The sequence below is a fragment of the Clostridia bacterium genome (genome assembly GCA_034926675.1).
GTDB lineage: Bacteria > Bacillota > DTU025 > DTU025 > DTU025 > JAYFQW01.
In genome coordinates this window covers 54,327-81,122 of sequence record JAYFQW010000016.1, presented here as the reverse complement: position 1 = coordinate 81,122, position 26,796 = coordinate 54,327, and the positions used below count along the sequence as shown (strand labels likewise).

The 26,796-nt window shown below is 56.3% G+C and carries 25 protein-coding genes and 1 pseudogene; 25 read left to right on the top strand and 1 reads right to left on the bottom strand.

Going from position 1 to position 26,796, the window contains the following annotated elements; all coding sequences use genetic code 11:
- From VB144_05880 to VB144_05775, 22 genes and pseudogenes are all read left to right on the top strand, one after another.
- Positions 1 to 1,032 (top strand): ABC transporter substrate-binding protein (locus VB144_05880; protein ID MEA4883173.1); only part of this gene is annotated, 1,032 nt, incomplete at its 5' end.
- An 87-nt stretch (positions 1,033 to 1,119) separates the two neighbouring features.
- Positions 1,120 to 2,001 carry a sugar ABC transporter permease gene (locus VB144_05875; protein ID MEA4883172.1) on the top strand — a complete coding sequence of 294 codons (882 nt, stop codon included), beginning with the start codon at positions 1,120 to 1,122 and terminating at the stop codon, positions 1,999 to 2,001.
- 3 nt (positions 2,002 to 2,004) lie between these two features.
- The gene (locus VB144_05870) at positions 2,005 to 2,874 is read left to right on the top strand and encodes a carbohydrate ABC transporter permease (protein ID MEA4883171.1); all 870 of its coding nucleotides are present in this window, start codon (positions 2,005 to 2,007) and stop codon (positions 2,872 to 2,874) included.
- A 43-nt stretch (positions 2,875 to 2,917) separates the two neighbouring features.
- Entirely contained in the window at positions 2,918 to 3,337 is a 420-nt protein-coding gene (locus VB144_05865) for an AraC family transcriptional regulator (GenBank protein MEA4883170.1), read from the top strand.
- Positions 3,338 to 3,662: 325 nt separating this feature from the next.
- Positions 3,663 to 5,189: an AraC family transcriptional regulator gene (locus tag VB144_05860; GenBank protein MEA4883169.1), complete on the top strand. Its 1,527-nt coding sequence runs from the start codon at positions 3,663 to 3,665 to the stop codon at positions 5,187 to 5,189.
- A gap of 729 nt (positions 5,190 to 5,918) precedes the next feature.
- Positions 5,919 to 6,101, top strand: coding sequence for a hypothetical protein (locus VB144_05855; GenBank protein MEA4883168.1), 183 nt, complete (start codon positions 5,919 to 5,921; stop codon positions 6,099 to 6,101).
- Complete coding sequence (locus tag VB144_05850) at positions 6,091 to 6,513, top strand: PIN domain-containing protein (GenBank protein MEA4883167.1); 423 nt, start codon at positions 6,091 to 6,093, stop codon at positions 6,511 to 6,513. Before VB144_05855 ends, VB144_05850 begins: the two co-directional genes overlap by 11 nt.
- 204 nt (positions 6,514 to 6,717) lie before the next feature.
- On the top strand, positions 6,718 to 8,091 hold the full coding sequence (locus VB144_05845; GenBank protein ID MEA4883166.1) for an alkaline phosphatase: 1,374 nt from the start codon (positions 6,718 to 6,720) through the stop codon (positions 8,089 to 8,091).
- Between the two features lie 124 nt (positions 8,092 to 8,215).
- Positions 8,216 to 8,479: a hypothetical protein gene (locus VB144_05840; GenBank protein ID MEA4883165.1), complete on the top strand. Its 264-nt coding sequence runs from the start codon at positions 8,216 to 8,218 to the stop codon at positions 8,477 to 8,479.
- A gap of 212 nt (positions 8,480 to 8,691) precedes the next feature.
- Positions 8,692 to 10,458 (top strand): ABC transporter substrate-binding protein, encoded by a 1,767-nt coding sequence (locus VB144_05835; protein ID MEA4883164.1) that lies wholly within the window; start codon positions 8,692 to 8,694, stop codon positions 10,456 to 10,458.
- A 79-nt stretch (positions 10,459 to 10,537) separates the two neighbouring features.
- The gene (locus tag VB144_05830) at positions 10,538 to 11,506 is read left to right on the top strand and encodes an ABC transporter permease (protein ID MEA4883163.1); all 969 of its coding nucleotides are present in this window, start codon (positions 10,538 to 10,540) and stop codon (positions 11,504 to 11,506) included.
- 11 nt (positions 11,507 to 11,517) lie between these two features.
- Positions 11,518 to 12,609, top strand: coding sequence for an ABC transporter permease (locus VB144_05825; protein MEA4883162.1), 1,092 nt, complete (start codon positions 11,518 to 11,520; stop codon positions 12,607 to 12,609).
- On the top strand, positions 12,606 to 13,592 hold the full coding sequence (locus VB144_05820) for an ABC transporter ATP-binding protein (GenBank protein MEA4883161.1): 987 nt from the start codon (positions 12,606 to 12,608) through the stop codon (positions 13,590 to 13,592). The genes VB144_05825 and VB144_05820 overlap by 4 nt, the downstream gene beginning before the upstream one ends.
- Entirely contained in the window at positions 13,589 to 14,602 is a 1,014-nt protein-coding gene (locus VB144_05815; protein MEA4883160.1) for an oligopeptide/dipeptide ABC transporter ATP-binding protein, read from the top strand. Before VB144_05820 ends, VB144_05815 begins: the two co-directional genes overlap by 4 nt.
- Positions 14,603 to 14,607: 5 nt before the next feature.
- Entirely contained in the window at positions 14,608 to 15,525 is a 918-nt protein-coding gene (gene murQ / locus VB144_05810; GenBank protein ID MEA4883159.1) for an N-acetylmuramic acid 6-phosphate etherase, read from the top strand.
- A gap of 6 nt (positions 15,526 to 15,531) precedes the next feature.
- On the top strand, positions 15,532 to 16,590 hold the full coding sequence (locus tag VB144_05805; protein MEA4883158.1) for a BadF/BadG/BcrA/BcrD ATPase family protein: 1,059 nt from the start codon (positions 15,532 to 15,534) through the stop codon (positions 16,588 to 16,590).
- Positions 16,591 to 16,615: 25 nt separating this feature from the next.
- Complete coding sequence (locus VB144_05800; GenBank protein MEA4883157.1) at positions 16,616 to 18,232, top strand: glycoside hydrolase family 3 protein; 1,617 nt, start codon at positions 16,616 to 16,618, stop codon at positions 18,230 to 18,232.
- 38 nt (positions 18,233 to 18,270) lie between these two features.
- Positions 18,271 to 19,161, top strand: coding sequence for a MurR/RpiR family transcriptional regulator (locus tag VB144_05795; protein ID MEA4883156.1), 891 nt, complete (start codon positions 18,271 to 18,273; stop codon positions 19,159 to 19,161).
- Positions 19,162 to 19,187: 26 nt separating this feature from the next.
- Positions 19,188 to 19,478: pseudogene (locus VB144_05790) on the top strand (DUF1343 domain-containing protein).
- A gap of 621 nt (positions 19,479 to 20,099) precedes the next feature.
- Positions 20,100 to 20,861 (top strand): coenzyme F420-0:L-glutamate ligase, encoded by a 762-nt coding sequence (locus VB144_05785; protein ID MEA4883155.1) that lies wholly within the window; start codon positions 20,100 to 20,102, stop codon positions 20,859 to 20,861.
- Between the two features lie 148 nt (positions 20,862 to 21,009).
- Complete coding sequence (locus VB144_05780) at positions 21,010 to 21,396, top strand: BlaI/MecI/CopY family transcriptional regulator (protein ID MEA4883154.1); 387 nt, start codon at positions 21,010 to 21,012, stop codon at positions 21,394 to 21,396.
- Positions 21,393 to 22,496 (top strand): M56 family metallopeptidase, encoded by a 1,104-nt coding sequence (locus tag VB144_05775; GenBank protein MEA4883153.1) that lies wholly within the window; start codon positions 21,393 to 21,395, stop codon positions 22,494 to 22,496. Before VB144_05780 ends, VB144_05775 begins: the two co-directional genes overlap by 4 nt.
- A gap of 90 nt (positions 22,497 to 22,586) precedes the next feature.
- On the opposite strand, the gene VB144_05770 is transcribed toward VB144_05775, so the two are convergent.
- Positions 22,587 to 24,047: a PIG-L family deacetylase gene (locus VB144_05770; protein MEA4883152.1), complete on the bottom strand. Its 1,461-nt coding sequence runs from the start codon at positions 24,045 to 24,047 to the stop codon at positions 22,587 to 22,589.
- Between the two features lie 256 nt (positions 24,048 to 24,303).
- Between VB144_05770 and VB144_05765 the strand changes: the two genes are divergently transcribed.
- Genes VB144_05765 through VB144_05755 form a run of 3 tightly spaced genes read left to right on the top strand, consistent with a single transcriptional unit; the run spans position 24,304 to position 26,795 of the window.
- Positions 24,304 to 24,846, top strand: a complete 543-nt coding sequence (locus tag VB144_05765) for an XRE family transcriptional regulator (GenBank protein MEA4883151.1) — start codon at positions 24,304 to 24,306, stop codon at positions 24,844 to 24,846.
- A gap of 52 nt (positions 24,847 to 24,898) precedes the next feature.
- Complete coding sequence (locus VB144_05760; protein ID MEA4883150.1) at positions 24,899 to 26,005, top strand: ABC transporter ATP-binding protein; 1,107 nt, start codon at positions 24,899 to 24,901, stop codon at positions 26,003 to 26,005.
- Positions 25,995 to 26,795, top strand: a complete 801-nt coding sequence (locus tag VB144_05755; protein MEA4883149.1) for an ABC transporter permease — start codon at positions 25,995 to 25,997, stop codon at positions 26,793 to 26,795. The genes VB144_05760 and VB144_05755 overlap by 11 nt, the downstream gene beginning before the upstream one ends.
- The last annotated feature ends 1 nt before the right edge of the window (position 26,796 follow it).

The window sequence follows — 26,796 nt, the reverse complement described above, 5'->3', positions numbered from 1 at the left end:
ACAGCGTTCGCAGCAAAGGTTCCGCCGGATGTGTTCCTGCACGGGCAGGCGGCAACCGCCGGGTTGGCCTTCAACGACAGCATCGAACCCCTTGACCGCTATATGGCGACCCTGGCCGACGCCGGGGATTTCGGCCCCACTCTCGATGCAGGCGCCTACATAGGCAAGCGCTATCTGATGCCGCTGTTCGGCGCAGGTCGTCTGCTGATCTACAGAGAGGATTTCTTTCGCGAAGCCGGGCTCGACCCGGATAAGCCCCCGACCACCTGGGAAGAGCTGCGTGCAACCGCCAAGGCCCTCACAGTCAAGCAGGGCAACAGGATGGTTAGGGAAGGGCTCGACATTCCGTTCCAGGGCATCGACGCCCAACAGATCTACTCCAACTTCCTGTGGCAGAACGGCGGCGATTTCGTGAGCGCCGACGGCTCCAGGGCCATATTCAATGGCAAGGAAGGCGTAGAGGCCCTTCAGTTCCTCGTGGATCTGATCTACAAGGACGGCTGCACCACCAACACTATCGAGCAGCCTATGGGCAATGTGCTTCCGATAGCCGTGGGTAAGGTCGCGATGCAGTTTGCAGTGCCAAACGACCTTGCGCTTATCGAGGCTTACTCGCCCGATGTTTACAAGCACATTCGGGTTGCACCGCCTCTCAAGAACAAGCAGCAGGTAGTGCTGTATTCGTTCAGCGGCCTGTTCATGGCCAAGGACTCCAAGAACAAAGACGCCGCATGGGAAGTCATGAAGTTCATGACCAGCCCCGACATACTGGGCAGAATATGCGGCTCGTTGAGCATGCTTCCTCCTCGGCAATCTCTGAAGAGCCTGCCCTTCGTAGCCAAGGACGCCCGCATCCAGGCGTACGTTGACGGCATGGCCTACGGCAAAGGCAACCCCAACGTCCCTGCCTGGGTCAAGGTGCGCGACATACTGGCATCGTGCATCGAAAAGGCCGCGTTCGGAGCAATGTCGTCCAAGGGCGCCCTGGACAAGGCCGCTGCAGAGTGTAACGCCGCGCTTTCTGGCAAGTAGCGTAGTCACGAAGGACGCCGGCATCGGCATCAACACTGACGCTGGCGTCCTCAATCTCGCCCCAGGGCGCTTAGGGAGGACAAAGGAGTGCGCTCGAAACGAAGGTCATATGTATGCGCATACTTGTTCATTGCACCGGTCGTGCTGTATGTTGCAGTCACAAGCTTTGTTCCGATGGCAGTATCGCTATATTTGAGCTTCACTGACTACACCATGCTGCAGTCGCCTCGATGGACAGGTCTCTACAACTACCGTGCGCTCTTGGGCCAGAGCGGCCAGATGTGGACCGCCCTCAGGAACACTTTCCAGTACGCTATCGAAGTATTACCTATCAACATCATCTGCTCACTGGGTTTGGCGATACTCGTGAACCGCCGGCTTCACGCCATAACGCTGTTCCGAACGGCTTACTACTTGCCAGTTGTTACGTCTATGGTGGCAGTGAGCATGATCTGGATGTGGATATATGACTACGATTCGGGCCTCCTCAATAACCTACTGGGGGCGCTGGGAATCAACCAGGTGAGGTGGCTTACGTCGCCGAAAACGGCTCTGCACTCGCTGGCCATCATGAGGGTGTGGAAAGGCATCGGATGGAACATGGTCATTTACCTGGCTGGGCTTCAAGGCATACCTCGTTACTTGTATGAGGCTGCCATGATAGACGGCGCCGGCCCATGGCGCCGGTTCACCGGCATTACATGGCCGATGCTCCGGCCGGTAACGTACTACGTTCTCACCATGGGCCTGATCAGCACATTTCAGACCTTCACCGAAGTGTACGCCATGACCCGCGGCGGCCCCCTCGATAGCACCACTACCGTGGGCTACCTCATATACAAGCTGGCCTTCGACTACATGGAGATGGGGAAAGCATCGGCCCTGGCTTTTATACTCTTCATCATCATATTCACCCTGTCGCTGATAAACGTGAAGTTCTTCAGCTCCAGAGTGGACAGCGAGGTGTAGGCCATGAGAAGTCAGAACCGTCCGCAGCTCGCTGTCGTTTACATCGTGCTCATACTAGTTGCCATGATCATGGCGGGGCCGTTCGCTTGGATGGTGCTGAGCTCGATAAAACCGAATCAGGACCTGTTCGCATACCCTCCTGTGTGGCTGCCAAAACGCATAACCTGGGAGCACTTCAAAACGGTCTTCTCGCACACGAACTTCTTCAGGTACTTCCTCAACAGCGCGCTTGTGGCGAGCATTGCAACTGTGACCAATGTGATGCTGGGATCGCTGGCGGGGTTCGCCTTCGCAAGGCTGGAGTTTCCAGGGCGCGAGCCGATTTTCTACGCGCTGCTGGGCACCATGATGATCCCCATACACGTAACGATAGTGCCCCTGTTCATACTGGCCAGGCGGTTCCCATTGACTGGGGGCAACAACGTTTTGGGCGTGGGTGGCAAGGGCCTCATCGACAGCTACGGAGGACTGCTGTTTCCGTATCTGATCACGACGTTCTCGGTATTCATGACGAGGCAGTTCTTTGCATCGTTGCCGCGCGAACTCGACGACGCTGCGCGCATCGACGGGTGCTCAGACCTCGGCGTATTCATGCGAGTGTGCCTGCCGCTGTCCAGGCCAGTCATCGCGACGCTGTCCATATTCACGTTCACGAATGTGTGGGACGACTTCCTTTGGCCGTTGGTCATTGTCAACAGAGACCAGATGCGCACCGTTCAGCTGGGGTTGCAGGTGTTCCAGTCGCAGTTCTCGGTGGACTGGGGCCCTCTCATGGCAGCCACGCTCGTAGTTACGCTTCCGGTGCTCTTGATATTCGCGGTGGGTCAGAAATACTTTGTCGAAGGGATAGCCACCACGGGGATGAAGGGATAGGGACTGGGCACACACGAATCGCTTTTCCGCAAGCTAGGTCAAGATGGGCGACCCGCCAGATGATAGCCTTTCTGCTGAATACGTGAGGGCGCTGCGTATGACCAAGGCTGCCCTGCTGCTCCGCGACGAACAGCCTAAGGTTGTAGATGTCGCCTTCGACTTCGTGTTCGCGTCGCATGAGGGGTTCATAAGGGCTTTTTCCATGCAATTCGGCGTGTCCCCCATCGACTGCCGCAGTAGTCCGGGGCCGATACGGCTGTTCATGCCGGACCGGGTCCGCGACCGTTGCCTTGCACTTCAGAAAGGGGAGATCAAGATGGCCACGAACGAGACCGCGAAGACCGTCTTTGTCCAAGTGGTCGAACGCCCGGCGAGTAAGGTGATTCTGAAGCAGGGCGTCAAGGCTACGCACTACCTCGAGTACTGCGGCGAGGTCGACTGTGATGTGTGGGATATCCTGTAAAGCACCCTGGAAGGTCTGTCCGACGTCCCTACTGCAATGCCTGCAGAAGCTTTCACCCTTTCACCCGTCCCCGGTTGGCAAACGAGGCCGTTCTTCATCGTCGCGACTTTCCACAATCGACCCTTCCTCATGTTCACAGCTTCATCAGAAAGCGAGATGGCTGCCGATTATGCTATGCGGCTTCTCTCGGCAAGGCACCGTGCTCATGAATGCGCTCAGGCTCAGCGGACAGCACCATCAGAATTGTCGAGCCGGTACTCCCAAGTCCACGTATAATCAGGTTAGTCGCGCGGCTAGAACAAACCCAAGCAGAGGTGGTGGCGCGGTGGATCATTGGCTGACAATCAAGTCCGCACTTGATTTCATTGAGAACCGAGTGGCAGAGGACATACAACAAGGGCAGGTAGCGCGGGTGCTCGGCTTCTCGCTATCTCACTCACGCGCCGTCTTTGCCAAGGCAACCGGAGAAACAATCTCCCGGTACATCACTGGCCGCAGGCTGAGCCACGCTGCCTTTGAGTTGATGAACACAGGCAAGCTGGTGTCGGATATCGCCATGGATTACGGCTTCGCTTCGCACGATTCGTTCACTAGGGCGTTCAGGCGGGCTTTCGGCGAACCACCTGCGCGTTTTCGGCAGCAGCGGCGTCCGGTCAGCAGCACCATGATCACCCAGGGGATTTACGGCCCCGCTGTTCAATCAATGCAAGAGAAGGTGATTCTGATGGATAGGGCCCACACGCACGAGCTGGATTCGTCTGTGTTATATGGGGTTCCGCAGGTCAGTTACTTCAGCACAGAGAACGAGTGTACGCCATTTCCGTCCGTCTTGAAGGCATGCTTGGGCTTTATGGGTCAGCCGACCACTTACCATCACCTAATGGCAATCACCGGGGCAGCCTTCCGACTGCTTTGGAATTCTGAATACTGGGACGGCGGAAATGTGGACATTCTGGGTATCAGGTTGGATGCGACCGAGCCCCTGCGTCGCGCAATGGATTCGGTGGGCAGAGACTACACGCTCCTGTGCAAGACCGAACACACCGCTCTCCCAAGGGGTGGGCGGGGCGACAGCGGGCAGGTCAGGACTGGAGACAAACCGGCTTTCGTGGAGCTGATCAAGCGCGAGATAGACGCTGGTCGACCAGTGATCGGCTTCGGCATCATCGGCCCGCCGGAAGCATGTATCATCACAGGCTATCGCAATGGCGGGGAGACTCTGCTTGGGTGGAACTTCTTTCAGGAGATGCCGGAATTTGCGGCAGGCATTGAGAGGGAACCCTGCGGTTACTTCGTGCGCGAGGGCTGGTATGAGCATCCTGACACCATCGCCATCCTGGCCTTGGGTGAACAGAAGGATGAGCCGCTGGATAAGGATCTACTAGTTGATACGCTAACATATGCTCTGGAGATAATGGAGACGCCAAAGGCACATGAGCGGACTGCCGGTTTCGCAGCCTACGGCGCCTGGGCACACGACCTGCTCAGAGAGTCGGAGTTCCCCAAGGGCGCGCCTCTCCCCATGTTGATGGAACGCCTGATGTGCCAGGCAGATGGCGTGACAATGATAGGGGAGCGGTGGCAAGCCTTTCGTTTCATGGAGGAGCAGGCTGTGTTGTCGCCAACAGCCAAGATCGAACTGGAAGAGGCAGCGCAGCTATTCCGCCAGGAGAGTCGCCTAGCACTGCAAATGGGCGAGGCTATCGGGGGCATTCGGATGGGTGAGAAGCAGGCGCTGACTCTGGCCAAGCGCGAAATCAGAGAAGCACTAGTGCATCTTATCCAGCAGGCCAGGGAGTTGGATATGCGAGCAGCAGAACACATGAAACGGGCTTTGCAGCTGTTGAGCTAACCTGGGCGACCGATGCGAAGAAGGCCATGCGTAGATCCGGTCGCCGCACTCAAGAAGCAGTACTCGGTCATATCATGCTCGCGGATAAGATTCTCGAAAAGAACCTTGCCGCCGTTGCTTTCCGCAAGACCGCAACAAAACCTCAAATCGAGTAGGGGGACGATTGTTCGACCGTCCCCCTACTCGATTGTTGTGCGCCCGCTGACCTTGTACACATCAACATCGGCGTCGGTGGATATCGCGCCGGTGACGTCGGCGCCGGGCGCTATCGAATTTGCGCCTGCAATATCATTGTTGGGTTCACACTCTGCTCGCAAATACTCTGGAGTACGACTGACCCGGTTCGTGCAGACACTCTTCAGGCGTTGGGATCACCAGAAAGCCTTCTTGAGCGAGCGATGTGCCTGGGTATAGGCAGTCCGCACCTTGTCGTGGCGCTGGTTGGCAACGATAAGGAATGAAAACCAGGCACTTGTGACAACGAGATGACGGATGCTCATCAGTCCTCCCAGTCCTTTCGGTAGATGCAGCGATCGTGGTTTTCCGCTCATCCCAAGCGCCGTGCCCAAAGCTGGAGATACTCCAGACTCGGAGTTGACCCCAGGAGGCCGTGATGTATATAATGATGTATACCACGGAGGAGGGAGGCTCATCATAGTAGACATGGTCAGAAAGCAGCTGTATATTCAGCGCCGACATGAGGACCTCTTGAAGAGGCGTTCGGCCGAGTTGGGATTGACCGAGGCTGAGATTGTGCGCGAGGCTCTGGATTGGTACATGGCGTACTCCGGCGCCACGTCCATAGACAGCAACGCATGGAAGCAAGAGGAAGAGTTCATCGAAGAGCTGATCTTGACGAGAGAAGCCTCGGGAGGCAGAACGTGGCAGAGAGGCGATCTGCATGAAAGGTAAAGTGCTGGTAGATACCAACGTCTTGGTGTATGCCTATGACGTGTCGGAACCAGTCAAACAGAGGCGTGCTATTGAGGTGCTTCATGACCTGTCGGAGCGCGAGGCGGGAGCGGTCAGCGTCCAGGTCATGTCGGAGATGTTCGTCGCGCTTACTCGCAAGCTGAGCAGCCCACTGGGCGTGGAACAGGCTCTTCGGACTCTTTCGCGGCACATGAGAACCTGGCATGTGCTGGACATCACCGAATTCGTCGTACTCGAAGCAGCCAGGGGCGTGAGAGATCATCAAATGTCGTACTGGGATGCAAAGATATGGGCGACTGCTAGGCTAAACCAGATCCCCATCATACTCAGCGAGGACTTCGCCAGTGGCAGCACGATGGAGGGCGTGCGGTTCGTGAATCCGTTCGTGTGAGATCACCCTCATATCAAGTGGGGCTCACTGAACTCATAGAGCTCGGCTTCTGGACGCGTCCGAGGCATGCCTGGTTTCATTGTGTGATGCGCACTGTGGCAAGTAGCGAGGGTTGGTTCCGACCCGGTAGGTTAAGCAGGAGCAGTGGACGTTCTGTAGAAGTGTTGTGTGCTTACCGATTATGAGTTACGGAGGTGCACTATTTTGAGAAGATTCACTTCGAAGGCTCTACTGGTAATCGTCCTGGCTTTTGCTCTGTTCGTCACCGGCGCAATGGGCGTTGCGGCTGCGGGCGCGAAGAACGTGATCGTCTGCATCGGCGATGGCATGGGCTACGGCGCTATTCAGATCAGCAAGTACGCGCTCAAGGGGCCCAGCGGTCGCTTCGCATTCGAGCTATTCCCGAACAGTGCTATCGTAACAACCTACTCGCTGAACGCTCTGGTCACCGACTCCGCGGCCGCAGCGACGGCCATCGCCACTGGCCATAAGACCAACAACGGCGTGATTGCGATGCTGCCCGACGGCACAGTGCTCCGCACTATCCTGGAAGCCATGAAGGACGCAGGCAAGGCCACTGGCATGGTGGTCACCAACACTGTGTACGATGCTACGCCTGCAGGCTTTGCCTCCCACTGGAATACCCGCGGCGGCTCGGCAGAGATCGCTGCCCAGCTTCTCGACAAGGAACTCGACGTGCTCATGGGCGGCGGACGTGATCAGTTCCGCGTTAAGGGCGTTGCCGACGGCAAGCGCACTGATGGCAGGAACCTCATGGGCGAGGCCACTGCCCTTGGCTACTCCGTAGTGACCGACCGCCAGGGCCTTGAGAAGGCTGCAGGTGATCGCATCCTGGGCCTATTCCACCCTTCATACATGAACTACCAGCTCGACAGGATCCATCTCGGCGCCGACGAGCCCACCCTGTCTGATATGACTGCTAAGGCGCTATCGGTTCTGAAGCAGAAGGAGAACGGCTTCTTCCTGATGATCGAGGGTTCGCGCATCGATCATGCCGCCCACGCAGGCGACGTGAGCGGCGTTGTTGCTGAGCTCAGCGACTTCAACGAAGCTGTGGCCCTGGCCTACCAGTTCGCCATCGCCGATGGCAATACCCTGGTCATTGTCACTGCCGACCACGACACTATGGGCCTTTCCGCCACTGAGCCCTTCGACTACGAGCGCATGAAGCAATTCAAGGTATCGCCTGAGTTCATGGCTCTGCAGTTCAAGAAGGCTGACGACGGCAAGTCGTTCGATCCCGCCAGCATCCGCCAGGTATTCGCTGAGTATGCCAACGTAACCGACGTGACTGATGCCGACATCGCGCTGATCCAGTCTATGTTCGGCCGGGCGCCTTACCTGGCCGGATACGCTGTGGGCGCAGTGCTCTCAAGCAGGCTAAACGCCGGCATCGTGTCGTCCGCAGTGCAGATCAAGAGCCCGTCGTCGGGCGGACATACCGGAAACCCTGTGCCGCTGTTCGCATTCGGCCCTGGCGCCGAGCTGTTCGGTGGTGTTATGGATAACACCGAGATCTCACCGAAGATCGCTCAGGCTGCCGGGATCGAGTTCTAGCGTATGCAGCGACTCAGTGCAAACGTCGAGCAAACCGAATCGTAGCGAGGGGGCCGGAGCTGCGCATCTTGCGTGCGCCCGGCCCCTCCGCGCTCGATGGACCAGCCATTGGAGGTGACTGGGCTTGAACATATCAGGCAATCCATGCAATACAGACAAGCCAGGTGAGCTGCAGCGCCGTGCGGACCATCTGAACCGCGTGGAGGTAGAGGTTGAGGCGACAGGGGGGATCCGGGTGGGCCTGGGCGACCGTGTGACGCGCGGGCAGGATCTGGGGATCGCGCCGGATTTTGGCGGACGTGCGCTGAGCCCTGTGGATGGCGTGGTGGAGGCGATTGGCTTCAACCCGGGCACGCACCGGTTTGAGATGACCATTCGCGTGGAATAGTTTATGTCGAACACATTGCAAGTTGGAAATTGTCTTTCCTATTGTGCAGGATTCGTCTTTGAAGAAGGCGAATCATCGCCGGTAGTAGCTCATACCAACAAATGCAAGCCTGCTATGAAAGGGTTGATACGGCGCCAAGGACAACTTGCTCTGCCCTGGGATGTACTCCCCGGAGTCTGGGAGAACACACAAACAACAAGGAGGGTCTTCTAATGAGGCGTCTATGGTTGGCTGCGCTTCTCTGTGTACTACTGGCCGCCCCGGCAATGGCTGCACCATTTGTCGAGGGAGAGGATCTTACTCCTTCATCGAAGCCTGTCCGTGGAGGCACGCTATACCTTGCACTGACAGCTTCTCCGCAGTCGTTTCTGTTCTACGGTTCGCTTGACAACAATGCCTACACCGTTATCGGTCAGACTATGACCGGCCTGGTCGAGCTGCACCCCGTTACCAACGCCATCCGGCCAGGGCTGGCCGAATCATGGGAAACATCGCCCGACGGAAAGGAAGTCACATTCCATCTCAGGGACGTAAAGTGGTCCGATGGTGTGCAGCTCACGGCCGACGATGTCATCTTCACTTTCGAGAACTTCATCATGAACAAGGTTGCCAAGGGCAACTCCGTCGACAGGTTCACGATTCTCGATACGACCGACGGTCAGAAGAAGGCCGTCAAGTGGGTAAAGATCGACAACAGAACAGTGAAGGCGGTTCTTCCGTCGCCCTTTGGGCCATTCTACATGAACCTTTCAGCCGCGTACATATATCCGAAGCACAAACTCGAGAGCAAGATCGATAAGAACAGGCTGGACTCAGTCAACGAGCTCTGGCTGACGAACGTCTCTCCGAAGGATATCGTCGCCAATGGTCCCTACCGCATCGCGAGCTATGTGATGGATCAGAAGGTCGTTCTGGAGAGGAACCCGAACTACTGGAGAATCGACAGGTTCGGAAACCAACTGCCCTATTTCGACAAACTCGAATACCTTATAGTGAAGGACGCCGAGGTAAGGCTTGCTAAGTTCATCGCGGGCGAAATCGACTACATGGCAGTCAGCGCCGCAGACTTCCCGACGCTGAAGCAGAAAGAACTGGCAGGCGGCCAGTTCACGATCTTCAAGGCTCAGCCTACACAGCCGACGCCTAGCCCGGTGCACATCTCCTTCAACTATGATGTCGCTAATGAGCAGCTCAAGGAGTTGTTCAGGAACACCGATTTCCGGAGAGCGATGGAATTCTTGCTCGATAGAGACCGGATAATCGATGAGATCTACAATGGATTGGCAATCCCGGGCGCGGGTCTTGTTCTGCCGGCCAACAAGGGCTTCTATAACTCGAAGATCGAGAGGATCATGAGGCCGCACGATCCGGCGAAGGCCAAGGCGATCCTCGATAAACTCGGCCTGAAGGACAAGAATGCCGATGGCATCAGGGAGTTTGCCAATGGCAAGAACGTCGAGTTCACACTCACCGTGCAGAGTGCGCCACAGGACTACCAGGATATCGCTCTGGTCTTCAAAGAGGACCTGGAGAAAGCAGGAATCAGGGTTAACCTGCAGATCCTCGACAGCACACTCGTAGGCAACATGTTCGGCGCGGGCAACTTCGAAGCTGGGATCAGAGCTTTCGGCAACCAGCCCGACCTTGAGCTGAGAAAGGCGATATGGCAGCCGGGCACGCAGCTGTATTACTGGCACTATTCCGCGCTGGATAGAAGCAAACTGCAGGCAATCACCGCGAACATGTTCGATTGGGAGAAGAGAGTCTATGAGCTGTTCGACCAAGGCTCGATCACAACAGATCCTGCTAAGAGAAAGGCCATCTACGACGAAGTGCAGGAGATCTATCATGACGTTGTTCCCGTCATCTTCGTCTGCAAAGGCATGAACCTGTCCGGTGCGAGCAAGTCCCTTGGGAACGTCACACAGGACAAGGAAGGCATAGTCTACTTCGCCAGCTACACTGCTTTCAGGAAGTAACGATCTACCGGGGGGAGGCGCCGGGATTCGGGCTTCCCCCTCTTTGTCGTTTATTGCTCGCCAAGAGGTGAAGGCATCGATGTGGTCATTCATAGTGAGAAGGTCATTGATCATGATTCCCATGATGATCCTCGTATCGGTGATTTGCTTCGGAATCATCGAGCTCCAGCCTGGTGATTTCGTGAGCCAGTACCTCGACAACCCCAGGATATCGCCGGAACAGATTAGGCTTCTGAGAGAACGACTCGGGCTGGACAAGCCAGCTTACGTCAGGTACGGCATGTGGGTCAAGAACATAGTCACCAAATGGGACTTCGGTTACTCTTTTGCCTATGAGCGACCTGTTGGCGAGCTGATATGGGAGCGAACGGGCTGGACGGTCTTCATAGCCCTGGCAACGATCATTTTCCAGTGGATTCTGGCCGTGCCCATGGGCATTTACTCGGCTTTACACCCGTATTCGCCTGCAGACTATGCGATGACGGTTGTCGGCTTCATCGGGATATCTATTCCCGACTTCTTCTTCGCCCTGATCTTGATGTATTTCATGCTGAAGATGGGCTCAACCTCAATTGGCGGGCTGTTCTCGACCGAGTTCATAGGCGCGCCCTGGAGTTTCGCCAAAGTCGTGGACCTGCTGAAGCATTTCTGGATGCCGCTGGTGGTGGTCGGCGTAAGCGGATTGGCAGGATTGATGAGAGTGATGAGAGGCAATATGCTCGACATTATCGGGTCGCCATTCATCACTTCGCTGAGGGCGCACGGGCTTGACGAGAAAACAGTGAGACGACATGCCATCAAGAATGCGCTCAACCCTATGGTGAGTATCGCCGGGGCCGAGGTTCCGAATGTATTCAGCGGGACGATAATCACGGCCATCGTATTGAACCTTCCGACGATGGGGCCGTTTTTCTATAACGCGCTGCTAAATCATGATCAATACCTGGTCATGTCCTTCTTGATGTTCATTGCACTTATCACCCAGATCGGGAACTTGCTCGCTGACATCGCACTTGCGTTTCTCGATCCGAGAATACGAATGAGCTAGGAGTGTCCACGATGGAAGGAACCAGGTCGAGGATCACCAGAAGCTTCCTAAAGCACAGGCTGGGCGTGTTCGGTCTGGTCGTGCTAGCTGTACTATATCTGATGGTGCTTTTCGCCGGTTTCATCGTCCCTTACGACTTCACGGCAACCCACAGGAACTTCATCTATGCTCCCCCTTCTAAGATCAGGTTCGTCGACGAAGACGGCAGATGGAGGGGACCTTTCGTTTGTGCGATGAAGAAAAGCAGGGACCCCGTTACCTACCAGCTGATCTTTACCGAGGACACCAGTTCTGTGGCGCCTGTGAAGCTCTTTGTACGGGGAGAGGAGTACAGATTCTGGGGATTGTTTAGAACAAACCTGCATTTGCTCGGTGTTGAGGAATCCTCCGATAGGGCAATGCTGCTGTTATTTGGGGCCGACAGGTTTGGCCGCGATCTCTTCTCCAGGGTAGTGGTTGGCGGCCAGGTATCGATGACCGTCGGCCTGCTCGGGACTTTCCTGAGCGTATTCATCGGAGCCATAGTAGGTTCGCTTTCTGGCTTCTACGGAGGCTGGATCGACATAGTGATTCAGAGGTTCATCGAGTTGCTCAGGTCATTCCCGAGGATTCCTCTATGGTTGGCGCTTGCAGTAATACTCCCTCCAAGCTGGCCTAGCACATGGGTCTACTTCGGAATTGTGACAGTGCTCTCTCTCATCGGCTGGATGGGAGTTGCCAGGGTCATGCGAGGGATGGTGCTCAGCCTGAGGGAGAAGGAGTTCGTGCTGGCGGCGAAGGTTACGGGTGTTTCGGGGATGAAGATAATCACGAAGCACTTGATGCCAAACACTCTAAGCTACCTGATTGTTGTGTCGACCCTGTCCATTCCAGGAATGATCCTCGGCGAGAGCGCCATAAGCTTCCTTGGGCTCGGAATCAAGGAACCAATGACGAGCTGGGGGCTGTTGCTGAAACAGGCCCAATCGCTTAGCGAACTCGAATCGCATCCATGGCTTATGGTACCCGGGATATTCATAATGATTGCCGTGCTCTCCTACAACTTCGTTGGCGATGCCTTGAGGGACGCGGTTGATCCTTACAGGACGGTCGAGAAGGTATGACAAACACCAGTGGACGAATTCTCACTGTTTCTGGCCTCAAGGCTTACTTCCGGACGCCCGAAGGTGTAGTGAAAGCAGTGGATGACGTGAGCTTCCACCTTGACCGGGGCGAGGTTCTGGCTCTGGTTGGTGAATCCGGTTGTGGAAAGAGCGTTACAGCCCATTCCATACTCGGGCTGATCAAAGCGCCTCCCGCGAAACTGGAGGGGAGCATCGTCTTCAATGGCCAGGAACTGATCGGGCTTCCCGAGAGGGAGTACCGTGAAGTGAGAGGCAGGCAGATCAGCATGATCTTCCAGGAGCCAATGTCCGCCTTCGACCCTCTCTATACTGTAGGGAATCAGTTGATGGAAGTCGCGAAAGCACACATGCCATGGGATGACAGCGAAGCTAAGGAGAGAATAATCGCCACCCTGAAATCGACCCACATACCTGAGCCTGAGAAGCGCTACGAGGAGTACCCCCACGAGATGAGCGGCGGCATGCTTCAGCGGATTATGATAGCGATGGCGCTCATAACAAGCCCCGAGATAATCATCGCCGATGAGCCGACAACCGCGCTCGATGTCACTATCCAGGCGCAAGTTTTGAACCTGATGCAGGATTTGCAGAGTGAATACCGCGGTTCCATTATCTTCATAACTCATGACCTCGGCACGGTCGCGGAGATCGCCGACAGGGTGCATGTCATGTATGCAGGCAAGATCGTTGAAAAGGCGCCGGTCGTCGAACTCTTTGAGAATCCCCTTCATCCATATACGTCCGGGTTGCTGACCTCTCGCGTCAAGCGAGAATACAAGGGAAAGGACCTACCGCATATTGAAGGCTATGTTCCGAGAGCCGATGAATTTCCGGAAGGCTGCAGGTTTCATCCCAGATGCCCGAAGGCCGTGGACAAATGCAAACAACTCCAACCTCCTGATTTTGAGCCGGCGCCAGATCACACCGTTGCCTGCTGGCTGTTGGAGGGTGATGACAATTGAAGATCCTGTCCATCGAGAACCTCAAGAAGTACTTCCCGATAAGATCAGGGGTGTTCCTGCAAGTCAGTGGCTATGTTAAGGCACTGGAGAAGGTTGATCTCGAGATCAGCGAGGGCGCGACGATAGGGATCGTTGGCGAATCGGGCTGCGGCAAGAGCACACTTGGGAGGACAATCGTCAAAATCTACGAACCGACGGCTGGGAGCATCACCTATCATGACCCGAGCGGCGAGAGCCATGACATCTCCAAGGCCGTCGACAAAAGGATGCGACTGACGTTCAGGAAAGACGTGCAGATGATATTCCAAAACCCCTTCGACTCACTCGATCCGAGAATGACAATAAGGGACACAATACGCGAACCTCTTGAGACTCACAAGCTGTTCGATAATGCGAAAGCGATGGATGAGTATGTCGGGGAGCTGCTGATGAAAGTGGGCCTGTACCCCGAATACACCCAGAGGTATCCCCACGAATTTTCCGGCGGCCAGCGACAGAGAATCGCCATAGCCCGCTCGATTTCGGTGAATCCGAGGTTGCTGATATGTGATGAACCCACTTCAGCCCTTGATGTCTCGGTTCAGAGCCAGATCATCAACTTGCTCAAAGACATACAGCAGGACACGAACATGGCGTTGATCTTCATATCTCACAATCTGGACGTGGTCCATCACATGAGTGACAGGATCATGGTCATGTACCTCGGAAACGTTGTGGAGTCGGCGCCCGCGACCGAGCTGTTCGACAATCCTGCTCACCCGTACACTCAGGCGCTGATGTCGGCCATCCCAAGCTGGAACCCGAGAGATCGAAAGCTGGGCAAGGTCAAGCTTGAAGGCGAGCCGCCAAGCCCGATCAATCCCCCTTCAGGCTGCCCATTCCATCCGAGGTGCCAATATCGCCGTGAGATCTGTGATAGGGTGAGGCCTGAACCTGCGGAAGTGAGTGATGGGCACGTATGTGCTTGTCACTTGCACACTCCCCAGTGTGACCGGCGCGGAAAGCGGTGAAACTCGTGCAGAATACGGACTATGCTGACCTCACCACGGAGGAGACAAATCCTCGATCCTCAAGGCTGGATCAGATGAGCACGGAGCAGATTCTGCGGGTGATGAACGAGGAGGATAGGCTGGTCCCAGAAGTAGTGGCCAGGGCAATTCCGGAGATAGCGACTGCTGTCGACATGATCGCCGCGAGAATGGCCATGGGCGGTAGGCTTCTTTACGTGGGAGCTGGGACCAGTGGACGCCTGGGAATCTTGGATGCGGCTGAATGTGTGCCGACCTTCGGTGTGGCGGCTGATGAGATCTCTGCGATGATCGCCGGTGGGTTCGGAGCAGTGTTTCATTCTGCCGAAGCTGCAGAGGACGATGAGTCGTCAGGAGCTGCTGATGTTGCGAAGTCCATTACGGAGCGACATGTAGTGGTGGGAATATCTGCGAGCGGCGTGACGCCGTATGTGCGGGGAGCATTGAAGGCTGCAAGAAATGCCGGCGCAGGCACTGTGGCCATTGTATGTAACCATGCCGATAAGTTGGATCTAGATGTGGATGTGACGATATCTCTGCCGGTTGGTCCGGAGGTATTGACCGGTTCTACTCGCCTCAAGGCCGGAACTGCCCAGAAGCTTGTCCTCAACATGATATCAACTGCAACGATGGTGAAACTGGGCAAGGCTTATGACAACTTCATGGTGGACATGCAGGCAACCAACAGGAAACTGAAGCGTCGCGCGGTTAGGATCGTATCTACAGCCACGGGCCTGGATATTGACGAGAGTGGGCGACTTCTGGACGAGGCGGGCGGGAGCATCAAGATGGCGATCGTAATGGCGCTCGCAGCAGTGGATAGACATGTGGCCGAGCACGCCCTGGAGTTGACCTCCGGGCACACTCGGGATGCAGTGCAATTGGCCGTTGAGCATGTGAGGTGATTGCAGGTGCTATCCACGGGTTCACTTTCCGCAGACGGTGTAACCGAAGATGGACTCCTCTTGGGTGTGGACGGAGGCGGAACAAGAACAGACTGCCTGATCACTACTTGCGACGGCATGGTGATTGGGAAGGGTTCGTCCGGCCCGTCTAACCCCCAGGCTGTTGGGTACGACTCGGCAGTTGAGGAGATACGGAAATGTATCCTCATGGCCATGCGATCTGCTGGGATAACCTTTGGCAGTGCGAGAGTGTCCTCGGCCTGCTTTGGCCTTGCAGGCGTGGGCCGGAAGCGTGACTGCGACCTGATCGATGGCAAGCTGCGGGTTCTGCTGGAACAGATGAATGCCCCGGACTTGCCATCCCCCGTTCTTGCATTGGTCAATGACGGGGTTATTGCGCTTGCCGGGGCGAATTCGGGTGAGCCAGGTGTGATTGTAATTGCAGGAACTGGCTCACTAGCCTATGGCGTGTCGCCTGATGGACATGAAGCGCGGGCCGGTGGATGGGGGTACATCCTCGGAGACGAAGGTTCTGCATATGACATCGGTCGGAAGGGGCTTGGGGAGGCGCTTCGCGCGGCAGATGGGCGGCAGATGCGGACCTGTCTGACGGATGACCTTTCTAGCGCAATTGGGGTGGACTCCATTGATGGCGTTATTCCTAAGGTATATGAGGAGATGAGCCGACCGGAAATGGCTGCTTTGGCGCCCATCGTTGGGCAGGCGGCCCGTAGAGGCGATCAGGTCGCAAGAAGCATAATTCTCGACGCCGGAAGAGAACTGGGGTTGATGGCTGTTGCAGTGATTCGGCGCCTCGGAATGAACGATTATGCCGGCAAGGTCTCGATAGCAGGCGGCGTACTTGAGTCGAACGAGATGGTCAGAGATGCGATGCACGTTGCAGTACAGGAGTTCGCTCCCAAGTGGTCTATTGCTCAGGGCCAGTTCCCACCTGTTGTGGGCGCCATATTCATTGCCGGGCGCGGACTCAAAGATGATTCGATTGATACGATCATCCAGAACGTTGGGAACACGGCAACGGCCAGCAACTGTATCGGAGAGTGAGGAGATTATGGTCTTCTTGGACTCCATGAGCCTTGAGGAGAAGATCGGGCAGATGGTCATGGTTGGTTTCGATGGGCCTGATCTTACCTCGTCCGATGAAGAATTCGTGCGCAGATACCAGGTGGGCAACGTGATCTTCCTCGGAAGGAACGTAGTGGACCCAGTTCAGGCTCAGTCCCTAACCTACAGGTTTCAGAGTATCGCCTCTGAGCGCCAGCATCCCATGGGATGCCTTCTCTCCATCGACCAGGAGGGTGGAGTGGTGGCTCGACTGACAAACGGGGAGACTGTTTTCCCCGGAAACATGGCCCTCGGGGCGACCAGGTCAGAGGAGTTCGTGCGGAAGGCTGCCGAGGTCACAGCCAACGAAATGAAGGCTCTGGGGTTTAACATGAACCTTGCGCCGGTCCTCGACATCAACAACAATCCGAATAACCCTGGAATAGGGGTTCGTTCATTCGGCGAAGACACATGCCTTGTTACGCGGCTGGGGGTCGCGGCGATAGAGGCCTATCAGGGTTCAGGAGTAGTGGCTACCGCAAAGCATTTCCCGGGTAAGGGCGATGTCACGGTAGATTCCCATCTCGACCTGCCCACGGTTCCACATCCCAGGGAGCGCCTGGAGAGTACCGAGTTGGCGCCGTTCGCTGCTGCCATAAGGGCAGGGGTTGGAGCCGTCATGACTGCCCACGTCTTCTTCCCAGCCGTAGAGCCTGAGCCCGACCTTCCTGCTACTCTTTCGTATAATGTAGTCACCAGATTGCTCCGCGAGGAACTCGGGTTCGCTGGGGTTTCGTTGACAGACGACCTCTTCATGGGCGCTATCGCGAAAAGGTTCACCGTTGGTGAAGCGGCAATACGTGCGTTCGAGGCCGGGGCTGATATTGCCCTCATGTGCCACGTCCAGGCCGAACAGGCTAAGGCCATCGAGGCTATCTGCGATGCCGTGAGGGCGGGGAGGATCTCCGAGGAGAGAGTGGACCAGTCGGTGGGCCGCATTCTCTTACTCAAGGAGCGTTATGGTCTACTTGACCCCGACGCATACCTTGCCCACCGCAGCCTGGAGTTCGTAGGATGCCAGGAGAATCGGCGCCTCGCGCTGGATATCGCCAGGGAATCGGTGACCCTTCTCGCAAATGGGCAAGGTCTCATTCCAATGAAACCAGAAGACTACCCGAACCTTTCCGTCATATCCCCTGATATCCGAGGTCTGACCCAGGTGGAGAACGACCAGCTGCTGGAGCCTCCGCTTGCCATCGCAATCAGGCGATTTGCCCCGCAGGCAAGGGGTTTCACTTTTCCTCAATCCCATGGCGCCGGCCAGATAGCAGACGCAGTGAACCTTGCCCGCTCAAGCGATGCGGTTGTGGTTGGCACGTACAATGCTCACCTCCACGAGGAGCAGGGCGTTCTTGTAAGGGCACTGCTCGATACGGGTGTCCCTGTGGTGGTCGTGGCCATGAGGAATCCATATGACATTCAGCAGTTCCCGACCGCAAAGGCATATATAGCTGCGTACGGATTCAGGGAATGCACAATGCAAGCAGTCGCCGAGGTCATTTTCGGCGTGACGAAGCCCAGGGGAAGGCTGCCCGTTGCTATCCCAGGCATACACGATTATGGAAACGGCTTGACTTCATAGGGAATGGACTTCGGAAACTCAGAGGGGGCATTAGGCATATGATAGAGGACGAAGACGAAAACGCAATGCAGAACACGAAGAACGCAGACTACTGCCTTGCAATTGTCCGCGGGCGGTACCCTTCTCTTGCGCCTGCTGAGCAGAGGGCGGCAACCTTCATATTGGAACACCCGGAATCCGCCGCCGAGATGACTTCGGTGCAGCTGGCCACGGCGGCAGGCGTAGGCGAGTCAACTGTAGTGAAGTGTTGCCAACGCCTTGGATTCACTGGATTCTCCCAGTTGAAACTGGCGTTGGTTAGAGAACTTGCTACTAGTAGGGAGGGCGCCTTCGGCCAAGTAGAGCCCGGAGACGATGTCCCTACCATTTGCGATAAGATATTCACCGCAACGATCCAGGCGGTTGAAGACACCGCCAAAGTGCTGGACCCAAGCCAGGTTGCCCGCGCGGCCGAGGCAATACGCGGCGCCAAGCGGGTGTTCTTCTTCGGCGTGGGCTCCTCGGGTGTGGTAGCACAAGATGCCCAGCTCAAGTTCATGCGGATAGGGATGACAGCATTCAGCTACCAGGACACTCATGCTCAGCTGACACAGGCTGCTCTGCTTACGCCGGAGGATGTTGCGGTGATCATAACCTACTCAGGCCGAACGCGAGAGACGACCGACGTGCTTGAACTTGCGCGTGGATGCGGTGCGCACACCGTATGCATCACGAATTTCCCCACTTCACCCGCTGCGATGGGTTCTGATACTGTGCTCTGCACCACGGCCCACGAGGCTACCGGGCTCAGAAGCGGCGCCATGACCTCACGCTTAACCCAGCTTGCCGTGATTGACTGTTTGTTCACTTCCGTGGCCATGAAGGACTCTGACAAGGCAATGGAGCTGCTGATGAAGACGGTGGACGCTCTGGCAGCGAGAAAGGCGTAAACGGGCGTCGCACAGAGGGGGCTGCTGAGGCAGGCAAGCCCATAATAGTGACGGGCAGACCTAATCCGCTCGGCGGGACGGTTGTCGACGGGAATGCTCTCGACATCAAGTTTCGTTCGTTTGTTGGGTACGACTGGATGCCCATTCGTCATGGTATGACCCGAGGAGAACTGGCTGCGGTGTTCGTTGGAGAATCGGGCCTGGATGAACAGTCAGTCCCATTCCGCTCTGCTCTGCTCTGCTCCATGGGACTGCGGTCGGGAACCGCGTATGTCGAATCTCCATTGCTGTGTCCTACCTCTGATCGTCACATTTGACGCTTACCTCTTGCCTTACGTCCTTCCTACAGCCAGTCTTGTGCATGTTCGTAAGGCGCCAGTACGATGCTGGCACGATGTCGGTACGGAATTCGTACTGGGTTGTCATGTGACTAGTACGAAATGCGTACGACCCTAGACCTCATTCGCTGAAAATCGGGTCTGACGGACCGAAATCGAACCACAAAACGGGAATCATGGTCCAAAATCCGGCCTGCAGTGCTCTTGTTGGGGGCAATCACGCGGTTTCTAGAGACTGTCCGCCGGTTTTGTCTTCAGCGCAGTACGGAATCCGTGCAGGTGTCTGGTGTTGCCTGTACGAAATCCGTACTGGGTCTCTGAGAAACTAGGCGCGCTGACCAAGGATGCGTACAGGTCGCTCAATGAGGCGCCGCGCATGTCTCTCGACCGGAAGGACCCCCTGTCCACGGCTCTTCAGCCGTGGCTCAGTTGGAACGTGACCATGAATGCGGCAACACATGAATGCGGCAACGCCTTGACTACATAAGTCGTCTGTGCTACGATTGACTACAACAGTCGGCGGCACAGCCGCGGAGCTGCAATGCTTAAGTGCAGATCCACGAATTGCACCGGGATGCAGTAGTCTGGGGGACGGCAAGAATGGAAAAGTTGCGGGTCAACCACGGGAAGAGACTGACTGTGGAAGTCGGCGGGCGCACTTACGCGCGCATTCCAGTTAAGACTCACGTCATCACAGCTGCCGACGATGTCGGCGAGGTCGTTCGAAGGTACGCTGGGCCTCTGCTGCGTTCCGGCGATATTCTAGTGATAAGCGAAAAGGTAGTGGCGATAACCCAGCAAAGGGCGTACCAGATCAGCCAGATCAGGCCTTCATGGCTCGCTCGCTTTCTCGTTCGGTTTGTGTACAAGTCACCATATGGAATCGGCCTGGGAAGTCCGTGGACAATGGAACTGGCCATCAGGGAAGCGGGCGTGCTGCGCGTGATAGTGGCCGCCATCGTAGCAGGGGTTGCCAAACTGTTCGGCGTCAGGGGCGTGTTCTACCGGGTATGCGGTGCAAACATCGCCGCAATCGATGGCCCGTGCGACTATACCATTCCACCCTACAACCGCTACGCGATCCTTGGCCCGTTGAGACCCAACGAGACGGCACAATCTCTGAGTGAGGCGACGGGCGTGCCGGTGGCGATCATCGACGCGAATGACCTTGGAGTCGTAGTGCTTGGAGTATCGTCGGCCTGCCCGGAGCGCGCATTCCTGGCAGAGATTCTCGCCGACAATCCGCTCGGCCAATCGTGCGAGCAGACTCCCATCGGGATACTCCGCGCGGCCCGGGTCATTCATGTTCGCGGTGGCGCACCAACGTTGCGGCGGTTTCACAGAGTCCAGGGAAGATGCTGAGGGCAGCCGGCTGCTGCCTGATAGCGGCCGCGCAGGAAGTGCTATGCAGGAGGCGCTATGCATTGACGTCTCTTGATAGGATGCGTATACTGACTACAGATATAGTTACGTACGCATTTGAGAACGGTGAGAAGGGGGTGTGGTACTGATGGCAATGCCTCCCTTGGGTGATCAGGAGCTGGAACTGCTACGATTTGTGACCGAGCATGCGCCTATCACGGTGCGCGAGGCTGTTGAGCGTTATGGCAAGGACCACTGCCTTGCCCGAACCACGATCCTCACAATGATGGAAAGGCTCAGAGCTAAAGGATACCTCACCAGATCCGAGGTAGGAGGGGTGAACGAGTACTCTTCCTGCCTCTCTCGTTCCGAGCTCATGCGTGGAGTGGTCCGTGGGTTCGTCGAAAAAACCCTGGGGGGCGCGCTCTCACCTTTCGTGGCGTACCTCGCGGACAACGCCAGCGTGAGCCCAAAGGAGCTAGAAGACCTCAAACGGCTCGTTGAGGAACTGGAGTCGCGGGAGGGAAAGAAGTGAGCACGCAAATGAGCACGCAGTTGCACTATCTGTTCAGGGTCGTGTCGCAGGAGTGGATCAGTTCCATGTGGAGCGCGTTCTGGCAGGGCGCCGTAGCACTGGCGGTGGTGTGGACTGTGTGCAGAGCTTTCCCACGCATTCCGGCTGCTGCCCGATGCTGGTTGTGGCGACTCGGGCTTGCCAAGTCGCTGCTTGGGTTGCTGGCGATTCCCCAGATCGATCTCGCTCTGCTGCCGCGTGCTCGAACGGTGCTGGCACGGGTTGTGTCGGACAGCTTTGCTGCGGCCCTGCCTACGCGTTCAACGCTGATCATCAGGTTGAGCCGACCTGTGATGGCTCTCTGGATCGTGGGGGTGGCCATAGGCGTGGTGCGTATCGTGATCGCCCTGGCAAGGGCGCGTTCGATGGCGAGGCGCTGCGTGTCGGTGCGTTATGAAGAACTCGATGCCGCCATGACCTGGCTGTGCCGAGGGATGGGCCTTAGCAGACGGCCGGAGGTCGTTGCCGCCGACTGGGCTTCCGTTCCGATGATCTTGCGATCGGCCAGCGGGCGCGTTGTAGTCGTTCCTGTAGAGCTGCTGGCTCCGGCACGTCGCGAGGACCTGCTGTTGGCGCTGGCGCACGAGTTAGCTCACATAAAGAGGAACGATTTGACTTGGAACTGGCTTCCCACGGCAGGCAAGGTGCTCTTCTTCCTCAACCCGCTGGTGTGGGCAGCTGGCCAGGAGCTTGGGATTGCACAGGAGATGGCCTGTGACGAGCTGGCCATACGCGCTACCGGCGCAGGGGTGGCGCGATATGGGAAGCTTCTCCTCACCATGATCAGGCCGCGCTGTGAGGTCAGCCCGAGGTGGGCAGTAGCGATGGCCTCCGCAGGGGCATCTGCCAAGCTGATGCGCAGGAGACTGATCGAACTGAAGCGCTTGGGCGATGCACCCGTTGGAAGGCTAGTAGCAGCCGTGTTGACGTTGGTTCTCGTGTGCATGCTGGTGGCGCCGTTCCGGATCGTGGAAGCGCCGCGCGATGGAGCGCTGCGGCCCGTAGTATCGGGGATGAAAGTTGAGATATACATAGACGAACTCTGGGGCGTACGGCGGTAGCTCACACAGCAAGAAGTTGCTCGCGAGCTGTTGCCCTGGTCAAGCTGGCCGGCGGACTGCAGTTCGCTGGATGATGGGGCGACTTCAGCCTCACCCGTCCGCTGAGAGGCAATGAGAAGAACTGGCGCATGATCGTCGCGTTGCAGGCGGTGTAGGCATGCACGGCGCGGCGCTGGATCGCAGACGCAGCAGGATCCATCCCGAACGGTCAACCACAACACTGTGCCGCAGGGTGGCAACCTCAAACAGCGCTTTGGCGCCTAACCGATCCAGGTCGTGCTGCGGGACCAGAAATACTACCTCCCAGGGTCGGGACCATCCACCTGCAGACACAACCCCGTAGGTCAGCAAATCAATGGTTGAACCTGGTTCACCAGACGAGGCAGAGGGCGTCATCCGAAGCCGATACGTTATGGAGGAACTGGGGCGCCATGCGAGGGTCGCAGTGACAGTGACGCCTTCATCAGTCCGATCGGCCAGAACTGATATGATCTCACCACTCGGCCGGAGCAGCCGGGAGTGCTGAAGAGTCGGCCCAACCTCTGCGGCATACTCCTCATCATACGTTTGCGCGCCATCCTGGCAGCAAGCCACATCGAGCATCGGCGTCGGAGCGAACAACTCGTTGGTCCTGATGAAACTCCTCAGGAAGGAAGGCATCATGACGAGTTGACTCTTGTACTCCTTGAGCGCCCGAAGCTTCGCGGCCTCTGCATCCTCTGTCAACTCCGTGCGTATCCACACTGTCCGAGGCAGATCTCGCCCTGGCGGGGGGTCTAGAGGTAGACCAGGCTGGTACCCCCATAACTGCGGCCATCCAGGCCCGCTGTGCACGATGTAGGAAACAGCTTTGGCGCCAGTGCGCTCTACATAGTCGAGCTGTTCCATTGCCAACATGGCAAAAGCGTACGTCGCCTGGTGGTCGGCATGCGCGTCGTTGGGGTGGGGGATAACCACCAGATCAGGCATGTAGTCAGCAAGTATCATCGCAAGGTCACTGACAATCCGCGAGGCGCAGTATTCCGCATTCAGTGTGAATGTGGACGGATAGGGATTTGAACCTCGGCCTGTGCATTTAGATGTATACGGCTCGCTCGGCAACCAGCGCCAGTTCTCGATGATGTCGGCCAGTCCGCCGTCGGGGTAGCCCAGGAACACCAGATTCTCTTCGTCCACGCCCAGCGTAGCCAATGCAGCGACAGCTTCGTTACGGCGGTGGCGCCCAAGGGCCAGGAAATCATCGGGCGACGGGTGAGCTGTGCCAAACAGCCTGCCAGCAGCAGCAGGATATCCGTCTCCCATGGTCATGAACACTACCTTTACCCGTGCGCCTTGCTGAGAAGCCGAGTATATCAACCCTCCTGCCCCCAGTGTCTCATCATCGGGATGCGGGGCTATCACTAGCAGGCGCGATGGGGATGCGAGCGAGGCAATCGCGTGAACTGGCGGAGCGAATAGAGCAAGTACGACGAGTATAGCCGCTAACCGGGCCATTGCTGTCGAAACTGGGCCAAGATGCCGGGCGAATGGGATGGTTCTGCGGATTTCCATACCGAACCCTCTTCCGTTTGCGCTTCCAGGGGCGAGCATTGACATTGCCATACCACACCAATTACTCTATTGGACGTTCGACTGCCGATTCCTCTTCATCCATGGCTAGGCGATTCGACCGTCCCTTCTTGCAGTCCTCTCAGAATGATGTATAATGCGTTAGTGATGACAGTAAACCGGGAGTTTAACAGCGGTAAATTTCCCGACTGAAAGTTTACTATCGCTAAACTTCAGACACGATTGAGGGGCAATACTGATGAACATCGGTCGAAAGATCAAAAACCTCCGGCTGAAGAAGGGGCTTACCCAAGAAGAGCTGGGCGAACGTACGGATCTTACTAAGGGCCATATCTCCCAAATAGAGCGTGACCTTAGCTCCCCATCAATTGAAACCTTCTTCAATATCCTTGAAGTCCTGGGTTGTGCACCGAGAGAGTTCTTTGACGAGGAAAAGCGCGAACAGAAGGTCGTGTATACCGAGAACGATCGGACCGAATTCGTGGATGAAGAACGAGGCTACACTATTCAATGGCTTGTCCCGGAATCGAACGAAAACGAGATGGAACCGATTCTGCTCACTATTGACCCGGGCGGAAGGTTCAAGCAGTTTGAGCCCTCTCTTGCCGACACTTTTGCCTACGTGCTGAGCGGAAGCGTCAGGGTCCACCTTGGAACCGGTGTTTACTGCGCCAAGGCAGGGGAGACCATTTACTACCAGGCATCAGAAGAGCATCAGATCTCGAACGATAGCGATGGCCCATCCCAACTGCTCCTAGTCGCCACTGATTCCTACCTGTGAGGTAGACAGCAGGGCGTTTCTCGCATTGCCATTTTGTGAGGAGGAGACGAGGATAGCTGCAGATGTAGTTGTTCGTTTTGAGCACATCACCAAGCAATATGATGACGACCCTGCTGTGCTGGATGATGTTAGCTTCGAACTGGAAAGGGGCAGATTCTACACCCTGCTCGGCCCTTCTGGCTGCGGAAAGACTACGATTATCCGTTTGATTGCAGGATTTATCCAACCCACAGCAGGCCACATCTACCTTGATGGGCAAGAGATCAGCAGGATTTCGCCGAGCAAGCGCAAGGTGAACACTGTGTTCCAAGACTACGCGTTGTTTCCCCATTTGAACGTATTCGAGAATGTGGCCTTCGGCTTACTGGTCAAGAGGATGAAGAAGCCCGCAGTTGAAGCTAACGTACGGGAAGCCCTACGCTTTGTCGATCTAGAAGGCCTGGAGAACAGGGGGATCGCGGGGCTATCCGGCGGTCAGCAACAGCGCGTAGCTATCGCCCGGGCAATCGTGAATGAACCAGAGGTGCTTCTCTTGGATGAGCCGTTGTCGGCCCTTGACTCCAAACTTCGCACAGAAATGCAGTATGAACTCAGGGAGTTGCAGCGCCGTCTTGGAATCACATTCGTCTTTGTCACTCATGACCAGGAAGAGGCGCTTGCACTGTCTGATGAGGTTTTCGTCCTTAACAATGGTGCGATTGAGCAAAGTGGGACTCCGAAGGACATTTATGACGAACCGGTGAACCGCTTTGTGGCCGACTTTATTGGGGAATCCAACATCGTTACTGGAACCATGATCAGGGATTGTCTGGTGGAGTTTGTTGGTTATCAGTTTGAGTGCGTAGACAGGGGTTTTCGCCCTAACGAACCAGCTGAGATCGTCATTCGCCCTGAAGATTTGGAGATCACAGCGAAAGGCCAGGGCAAGCTGCAAGTTCGCGTAGATTCCCAGTTGTTCCGAGGCGTCCACTACGAAATCTGCTGCTATGATGAGGACGGGAACGAATGGCTTGTCCATTCAACTAAGACGGCCATGGTAGGCGATGAGATCGGGCTAGACTTTAGACCCGATGACATACATGTTATGCGGCTGGGCGAGACCGAAGGCGAATTCGACAGGCGTTTGGAAGCATATGAAGAGGCGCGCGATGCACAATAGGACGCGCAACATCTATCTCATTCCCTATGGATTGTGGATCGTTTCGTTTGTCATCGCTCCGATCCTGCTCATTGCGTATTACTCCTTGTTCAACATTGATGGGGCGTTGAGCCTGGAGAACTACAGGAGGTTCTTCACAGGGGTTTACCTGGGTATGACGCTCAGGTCATTTTGGTATGCCTTCCTGATTACGGCATTCTCTCTGCTCATTGCCTATCCGACGGCGTACCTGCTCACCAAGACAAAGCATAAACAGCTCTGGCTTCTGTTGATCATCATGCCGTCCTGGATGAACCTGCTTCTCAAGACATATGCCTTCATTGGCATGTTTGGGGCCTATGGCCCCGTCAATTCCCTGCTCAACACTGTGGGAATTGGAGCGAGGCAGATTCTGTTCACCGACTTCAGCTTCATTTTCGTGGCTGTATACATTTTCATCCCGTTCATGATTCTACCCATATTCAACGCACTTGACGAACTGAACCCATCGTTGGCTGCAGCAGCCCGAGATCTTGGGGCGTCGCCATGGGTCACGTTCCGCCGAGTGGTCTTCCCCTTAACGATTAACGGGGTCAAATCGGGATGTCGGGCCGTGTTTATCCCGGCACTGTCGCTGTTCATGATCACTCGCCTCATTGCCGGAAACCGCGTGATTACCCTTGGAACCGCTATTGAACAGCACTTCCTTGTTACGCAGGACTGGGGCATGGGTTCGACCATTGCTGTCTTCTTGATCATTGCCATGGGGTTGATCATGGCGCTGACAGAGAGTAGGAGGGCGGGTAAGTAGC